At 61.7% G+C, this 6473-nt stretch carries 5 protein-coding genes and 1 pseudogene; 1 reads left to right on the top strand and 5 read right to left on the bottom strand.

Translation table 11 applies throughout. The annotated features are described in order from the left end of the window. Positions 1-10: 10 nt before the first annotated feature. The 5 genes from ABIB27_RS17500 to ABIB27_RS17520 form a co-directional block, all read right to left on the bottom strand. On the bottom strand, positions 11-1063 hold the full coding sequence (locus ABIB27_RS17500; RefSeq protein ID WP_354254473.1) for a LacI family DNA-binding transcriptional regulator: 1053 nt from the start codon (positions 1061-1063) through the stop codon (positions 11-13). Between the two features lie 98 nt (positions 1064-1161). Beyond that, positions 1162-1431, bottom strand: coding sequence for a hypothetical protein (locus ABIB27_RS17505; protein ID WP_354254475.1), 270 nt, complete (start codon positions 1429-1431; stop codon positions 1162-1164). Continuing rightward, a complete protein-coding gene (locus ABIB27_RS17510; RefSeq protein WP_354216760.1) occupies positions 1428-2324 on the bottom strand; it encodes a carbohydrate ABC transporter permease in 897 nt (298 codons plus the stop codon). The genes ABIB27_RS17505 and ABIB27_RS17510 overlap by 4 nt, the downstream gene beginning before the upstream one ends. Then, the gene (locus tag ABIB27_RS17515; RefSeq protein ID WP_354254478.1) at positions 2321-3358 is read right to left on the bottom strand and encodes a carbohydrate ABC transporter permease; all 1038 of its coding nucleotides are present in this window, start codon (positions 3356-3358) and stop codon (positions 2321-2323) included. The genes ABIB27_RS17510 and ABIB27_RS17515 overlap by 4 nt, the downstream gene beginning before the upstream one ends. A gap of 6 nt (positions 3359-3364) precedes the next feature. Then, a complete protein-coding gene (locus tag ABIB27_RS17520; RefSeq protein ID WP_354254480.1) occupies positions 3365-4651 on the bottom strand; it encodes an ABC transporter substrate-binding protein in 1287 nt (428 codons plus the stop codon). 162 nt (positions 4652-4813) lie between these two features. On the opposite strand from ABIB27_RS17520, the pseudogene ABIB27_RS17525 reads away from it, so the two are divergent. Beyond that, positions 4814-6383: pseudogene (locus ABIB27_RS17525) on the top strand (glycoside hydrolase family 13 protein); the annotation flags it as partial. Between the last annotated feature and the right edge of the window lie 90 nt (positions 6384-6473).

Below are 6473 nucleotides of genomic sequence, written 5' to 3' on the forward strand. Positions count from 1 at the left end.
GTGAGCTTCCTCAGGAAGGGGGCGGCGCCGTCGTGCGCCTGACGATGAGCTTGTGGGGTGCGACGGCGGAGCGTACCGCGCCGGGCGTACCGTTCAGTTCGTCGAGGAGCATTTTAGTGGCCAGCTCGGCCTGTTCGTCGGGCCGCTGCCCCACGGTGGTCAGGCCCATCGCCTCGGCGAAATCGTGATCATCGATTCCCACCACCGAAAGGTCCTCGGGCACCCGGACTCCTGCGCGGGCGGCTTCAAAGATGACGCCCATGGCCATCTCGTCGGAGGCGCAGAAGATGGCGGTGGGTTTGGGGCCGGGCCGGGTCCACAGGCGCCGGAATGCCTCCTGGCCGCTGCGGAGTGTGAAGTCTCCCCACTCATCCCACTCGGGCCGGACGGGGAGCCCCGCGGCGGCCATCACTTCCTTGAAGGCCAGGATCCGCACACGGGGTGCGTCGAAGTTGAGATCCGTTTCGTCGTCACCGTGCAGCAACGCAATGTCCCGGTGGCCGAGGTCGATCAGGTGCCGCACGGCCGTGGACGACGCAGCATAGTCGTCGATCCCTATATACGCGCACTCCTCCACGTGGCCGCCCACCACAATCAGCGGGATGTCGATTTTCTGCAGGTGGTCCAACTCATCGGGCGTGAGGGCCATACAGAGGACCAGCAGGGCGTCGATCTGTTTGTAGACCATGGTCTTGCTGAAAAGACGCTCTCGGTTGCTGCCGTGCCCGCCCAGGTTGAAGAGCGACAGGTTGTACTGCCTGGCGTGAAGTTCGCGGTCCGCACCTTCAATGGCTTTGGAAAAGAACCACCGGCTCACAAAAGGAGCCAGGACGCCCATGGTCCTAGTGCGGCCGGTGGCCAATCCGGACGCCGACGAGGACGCCACGTAGCCCAGGGCCTCCGCCACGTCGAGGATCTTTTCCCGGGTGGCGGGCGAGACCCTTGGCAGCCCGCGCACGGCCCGGGACACTGTGGCCGTGGATACCCCGGCGGCTGCTGCTACGTCCTCGATGCTAACGCCGCTGTGGCCGCCACGTTGCGCCCTCTCCGTAATGCGTGCCACGGTACCCCCCTCGCCAGCGTTGCCAGATCCTTGCTGCCTGCTGTTACGCCTGCAGCAAGACAGTTTATTCTGTCCAGCCCTGAGCCCTCGATCAGCCCTTATTTCTTACGCGTGGCGGTTCTCGAGGGCAGGCGTCGGCGGAGCCGGACCATTCCATAAAGTGCCACCAGCAAAGCCAGCAGGCCCAACGCCCAGCCGAGGGCCGGCTGGGCGGTGACCTCCATCCAGACGGTTACCACCAGCAAGACCACCGCCCAGAAGCCCAGGAATCCGATAATGATGTCGAAATCCTCTCCGGAACGGGCCCGCCGGTGTTCGCTGCGAACAAGCCCGTGATTCTGCTCGCCGTCCGCAGCCGCACCTTTCATTTGACGGCACCCGCGGTGAGGCCGGCAACGATCTTGCGCTGAAAGACCAGCACCAGAATCACCAACGGAATAGTAACGATCGTTCCCGCGGCCATGATGGCCGTGTAAGGGATCTGGTTCGGTTGGGCGCCAGCGAAGCTTGCGATGGCAACCGTTACCGGCTGGGTGGCATCACTGGACAACTGGCTGGCGATCAGGAATTCATTCCAGGAGGAAATGAACGCCAGGATTGCCGTGGTGAAGATAGCCGGCGCGGCCAAGGGCAGGATCACCTTCCGGAACGCCTGGCCCTGGGTGCAGCCGTCCACTCGTGCGGACTCCTCGAGCTCCCACGGCATTTCGCGGAAGAAGGAGGTCATGGTGTAGACGGTCAGAGGCAGAACGAAGGAAATGTTCGGGATGATCAGCGCCTGGTAGGTGCCCATCCAGCCGATGTTGGTGAAGAGCTGGAACAGCGGGGTGATGAGGGCGACGCCCGGGAACATGGACGCACCCAGGATAAAGCCGAGCACCAGGAACTTGAACCGGAAGTTCAGGCGGGCCAATGCGTAGGCGGCGAATACACCGATCAGCAGGGACACCACCGTGACCACGCCGCCAATGAAGACGCTGTTGAGCAGTGCCTGCCCGAAGTGGTTGCCGAAGGACGTGTCGAAAGCGGTGTTGAAGTTGTCCAGCGTGACATGGGTCGGCAGGATCGAGGTGTCGTAGGTGAAGCCCACGTCGCGGAAGGCCGTGACCACCATCCAATATGCCGGCGCCAGGCACCAGATCAGGACGACGACGGCGCTGATGTATGTGCGGCCCTGTGCCCACTTTTCCTTGTTCTGGGCAGCCTTCCGGCCTCTGTCCTGCTGCGCCCGGAGGTCGGTCGCGGCTGTCGCGGCGCTCATTTCTTCCCCTTACCCGTGGCGCCGCTTTGTTCCACGACGTTCGCCCCCAGGAAGCGCACAAAGATGAACGCAACCAGGAAAATGATGATGAAGGTGATCGTGGACAATGCTGCCGCCGCGTTGAACCCTTGCCTGATCTGGTTAATGACCAGGATGGACAGCGTGGTGGTGTTGTTGGCTCCTCCCGTAAGGATGTACGGAAGGTCGAACATCCGCAAAGCATCCAGTGTGCGGAAGAGGACAGCAACCATGAGCGCCGGTTTTACCAGCGGAAGAGTGATCATCCGGAACCTCTGCCAGGTGGTGGCACCATCAACCTTGGCGGCTTCATAAACATCGGCGGGAATCATTTGCAGGCCGGCAAGGATGAGCAGCGCCATGAAGGGCGTGGTCTTCCAGACGTCTGCGATGACTACAGCCCATTTGGCTGGCCATTCACTGCCTGTCCAAAGGATGGTGGTGTTGAACAGCTTGTTGGCGATGCCTTCGAAAGCAAAGATGAACAGCCACAGCTTGGCAGTAACCGCAGTGGGAATCGCCCAAGGAACCAGGACTGCTGCCCGGACCAGGCTGCGGCCACGGAATGTCCTCGCCATGATGAGAGCCATCCAGAAACCGAGTATCGTCTCAAGCGTTACGGTCACAATCGTGAAGAAGAACGTTGTGGCCGTGGCCGACCAGAACTGGCCACCGAGGGTTCCAGGCGGGCATGCAACTGTTCCGCCACCGGGAGCCGCGCACTGCTGGGCAAGCCAGTTGACGTAGTTTTGGAAACCTGCCGGGCCGCCGGCGGTGAACAGTCCAGTAACCGGATCGAGCCCGGCATCGTTTTGGAAGGACATCACAATTGCGCTGATGATCGGGTAAACAATCACGACGGCCAAGGCGATGATGGTCGGAGCAAGAAGCCAGGTAGCCCACTTTCCCTGGCTCAGGATCTTGTTGTCCTCCCCAACCCCTTTAGGTCCGCGATGGACGGGGGTACCGCCCGACGCCGGTGACTTTACCGGCGTCGGGCCCAATTCGGTTGCCATGACTGACTACTGTCCCGCGCTAGCGGATTCGATGGACTTTTGCATGTCTGACAAAGCAGTTTCCACGGATTTCTCCCCCTTGATGGCAGAGTAGGCATTTTCCTGGATGGCCTTGGTGACCGCCGGGTAGAAAGGCGTCACCGGACGCGGCACGGCATTCTCGATGGAAGTCTTCAATACTGGAAGGTACGGAAGCTTGGCGACGAGGGCCTGGTCGTCGTACAGCGAACCCAGAACGGGGGCCAGCGAGCCCTGGGTGGCGTAGAACTTTTCAGTTTCTTCGGAGGTCATGAACTTCAGGAAGTCGAGGGCGGTGGCCTTGTTCTTCGAGTAGACGCTGACAGCCATGTTGTGGCCGCCGAGCGACGAGGCACCCGGACCGTTCTTGCCCGGGAGAGCAGCCATGCCCAGGACGTCCTTCACCTTGGAGGATCCTTCGGTGACGGCCAGGTTGTAGACGTAGGGCCAGTTGCGCAGGAACAGGAGCTTGCCGTCCTGGAATGCCTGCCGGCTCTCCTCTTCCTTGTAGGTGATGGCTTCCTTCGGTATGTTGCCGTCGGCATATGCCTTAGCAAGGTTTTCCAACCCCGTCTTGGCTTCACTGGTGTTCAGGCTGGGTTTGCCGTCCTTGTCCAGCACGGAGCCACCCGAGGAGTTGATGGCTTCCGAAGCGTTGACTGTCAGACCCTCGTACTTGCTGAACTGGCCCGCAAAGCAGCCAATGTTGTTTGCCTTGGCGATGGAGCACATGCCCATCATTTCGTCCCAGGTTTTCGGTGGGGTGGGAACCAGATCCTTGCGGTAGTAGAGAATGGCTCCGTCGGAGGTCTGTGGGGCCGCATACAGCGTTCCCTTATAGGTCGCGCTCTCGACTGTCGGTTTGAGCATGGCACTGGTGTCGATCGCCATCTTGTCCTTGAGGGGCTGCAGCCACCCCTTGGCAGCGAACTCGGCTGTCCAGACCACGTCGACATCGACGACGTCATAGCCAGCGTCTTTCGCCTGGAAGTGCTGCACGATGTCGTCATGCTGCTGGTCGGCCTGGTCGGTCTGCTCTTTGAAGGTGACCTTCTCGTTCGGGTGCGCGGCGTTCCACTTTTCGACCAAGGGGCGGACCACGTTGCTGTTGTCCTTGCCTTGTACGTAGGTGATGGGGCCGCGGCCGTCGAGGCCCTGCTCGGCGGCGCCGCCGCCGCCTCCACCGCCGGTGCCACCGCCCCCGCCACAGGCGGAGAGGGTTAATGCCAGGATGCCGGCCGCTGCGGCGGGCAGAAGGAACTTAGGGGATTTCATGTAGGAGACTCCTCGCTGAGTTTCGAGCAAATCGGTGGTGCAATTGAAGTGGTGTGCATCACACTAGTAAGGTTACTGTGAGAAATGCAAGCGTTTACACACAATGTTTACGGAAAGGATATCTTGGCAAATAGTTCCGCCTCCCATGCAGGCTCGTCCCCTATGACTTGGTGGACGAGCGCCGTCATCTACCAGATTTACCCCCGCTCTTTCGCCGACGCGAACGGCGATGGAATGGGTGACCTCAGGGGGGTGACGACTCGACTGCCGTATCTCCAACGGCTCGGTGTAGATGCCATCTGGCTGTCACCGTTCTACAAGTCTCCCCAAGCGGATGCCGGCTACGACGTCGCGGACTACCGCCAGGTGGACCCGCTCTTCGGGACGCTGGCCGACTTCGACGCAATGCTCCGGGCAGCAGCCAACTTGGACTTGAAAGTCATCGTTGACCTGGTGCCCAATCACACGTCCGACGAACACGAGTGGTTCCGCGAAGCACTCGCCGCACCTCCCGGATCCGACGAGCGGGACCGGTACATGTTTCGGAAGGGTCGCGATGAAGTCCTGGGCGCCGGCGACGGAAACCTGGCCCCGAACAACTGGAGATCAATCTTTGGCGGACCCGCATGGACCAGGATTACCGAAGCCAACGGCGGCCCGGGCGAATGGTACCTGCACCTTTTTGATACCAGGCAACCGGATCTGAATTGGGACAACACCGAGGTCAAGGAAGAGATGCGTTCTGTGCTGCGTTTCTGGCTGGATCGTGGTGTGGCCAGCTTCCGTGTGGATGTTGCCCATGGACTGGTTAAGGACGCTGGATTACCGGACTGGGACGGCATAGCCGCCATGGTGGAAGGCGCCGGGGAGGCCTCAGACAAGCGACATATGCCGCCGGGCGACGCCCCGGGCGGGCATACAGAAGCTCAGGAACCCCACCGCGCCGTGTCGCCGCAGTACCCTCCCTCACCGTTCTTCGACCAGGACGGGGTGCATGACATATACCGCGACTGGAACCGTGTACTGGCCGCCTATGACGGCGATCGGATGATGGTTGCCGAGGCATGGGTGGAACCGGCGGAACGGTTGGCCCGGTATGTCCGCAAGGACAAAATGCAGCAGGCCTTCAACTTCGATTTCCTCCTCGCCGGGTGGGACGCGGAACGCATGGCCGAAGCAATCGAAGATTCCCTCCGTGCCGACGCCTCTGTCGGAGCGCCCTCCACCTGGGTGCTGAGTAACCACGACACCGTCCGCCACAGCACCCGGTTCGGCCTGAAGGATCCCACCACCTTCCCGAAGGGCATTGCCGCCGCGGATGAGCAGCCGGACGCGGTCTTAGGACTGGCACGCGCCCGCGCGGCTACGCTGGTTTCCCTTGCGTTGCCGGGTTCCGCCTACATCTACTAAGGCGAGGAGCTGGGCCTCCCTGAGCACACCTCGCTGCCCGACGAAGCCCGGCAGGATCCCACTTTTCTTCCGTACCAACGGCGTGGAAGTCGGCCGCGACGGCTGCCGGGTTCCTCTTCCCTGGAACTCAGAGGAAATCGGTTATGGGTTCGCGGGGGCTTTCACTCGTGAAGGCGGGCGTGACGCCGTCGGTCCGGCCGCGCCGTGGCTGCCCCAGCCAGAGTCCTTCAGGGACCTTGCTGCGGACCGGCAGGACGGCGTCGCCGGTTCCACCCTGGAGCTGTACCGCTCGGCTCTCGCCTTCCGCTCCGCCAACGGCCTAGTAGTACTTAGTTAGGTCGGCGTGGCGGCTTTTAATCCCTGACCGATCCTGTTAATTTTCGAGGCATGAAACCGGATGAGCTTGCCGAGA

This window comes from Arthrobacter sp. UYEF21 (genome assembly GCF_040546085.1).
Taxonomy (GTDB): Bacteria; Actinomycetota; Actinomycetes; order Actinomycetales; family Micrococcaceae; genus Arthrobacter.

Excerpts from the sequence above, each read along its gene's own strand:
- ABIB27_RS17515 (WP_354254478.1), bottom strand. The coding sequence starts at position 3,358 with ATGGCAACCGAATTGGGCCCGACGCCGGTAAAGTCACCGGCGTCGGGC.
- ABIB27_RS17520 (WP_354254480.1), bottom strand. The coding sequence starts at position 4,651 with ATGAAATCCCCTAAGTTCCTTCTGCCCGCCGCAGCGGCCGGCATCCTG.
- ABIB27_RS17505 (WP_354254475.1), bottom strand. The coding sequence starts at position 1,431 with ATGAAAGGTGCGGCTGCGGACGGCGAGCAGAATCACGGGCTTGTTCGC.
- ABIB27_RS17510 (WP_354216760.1), bottom strand. The coding sequence starts at position 2,324 with ATGAGCGCCGCGACAGCCGCGACCGACCTCCGGGCGCAGCAGGACAGA.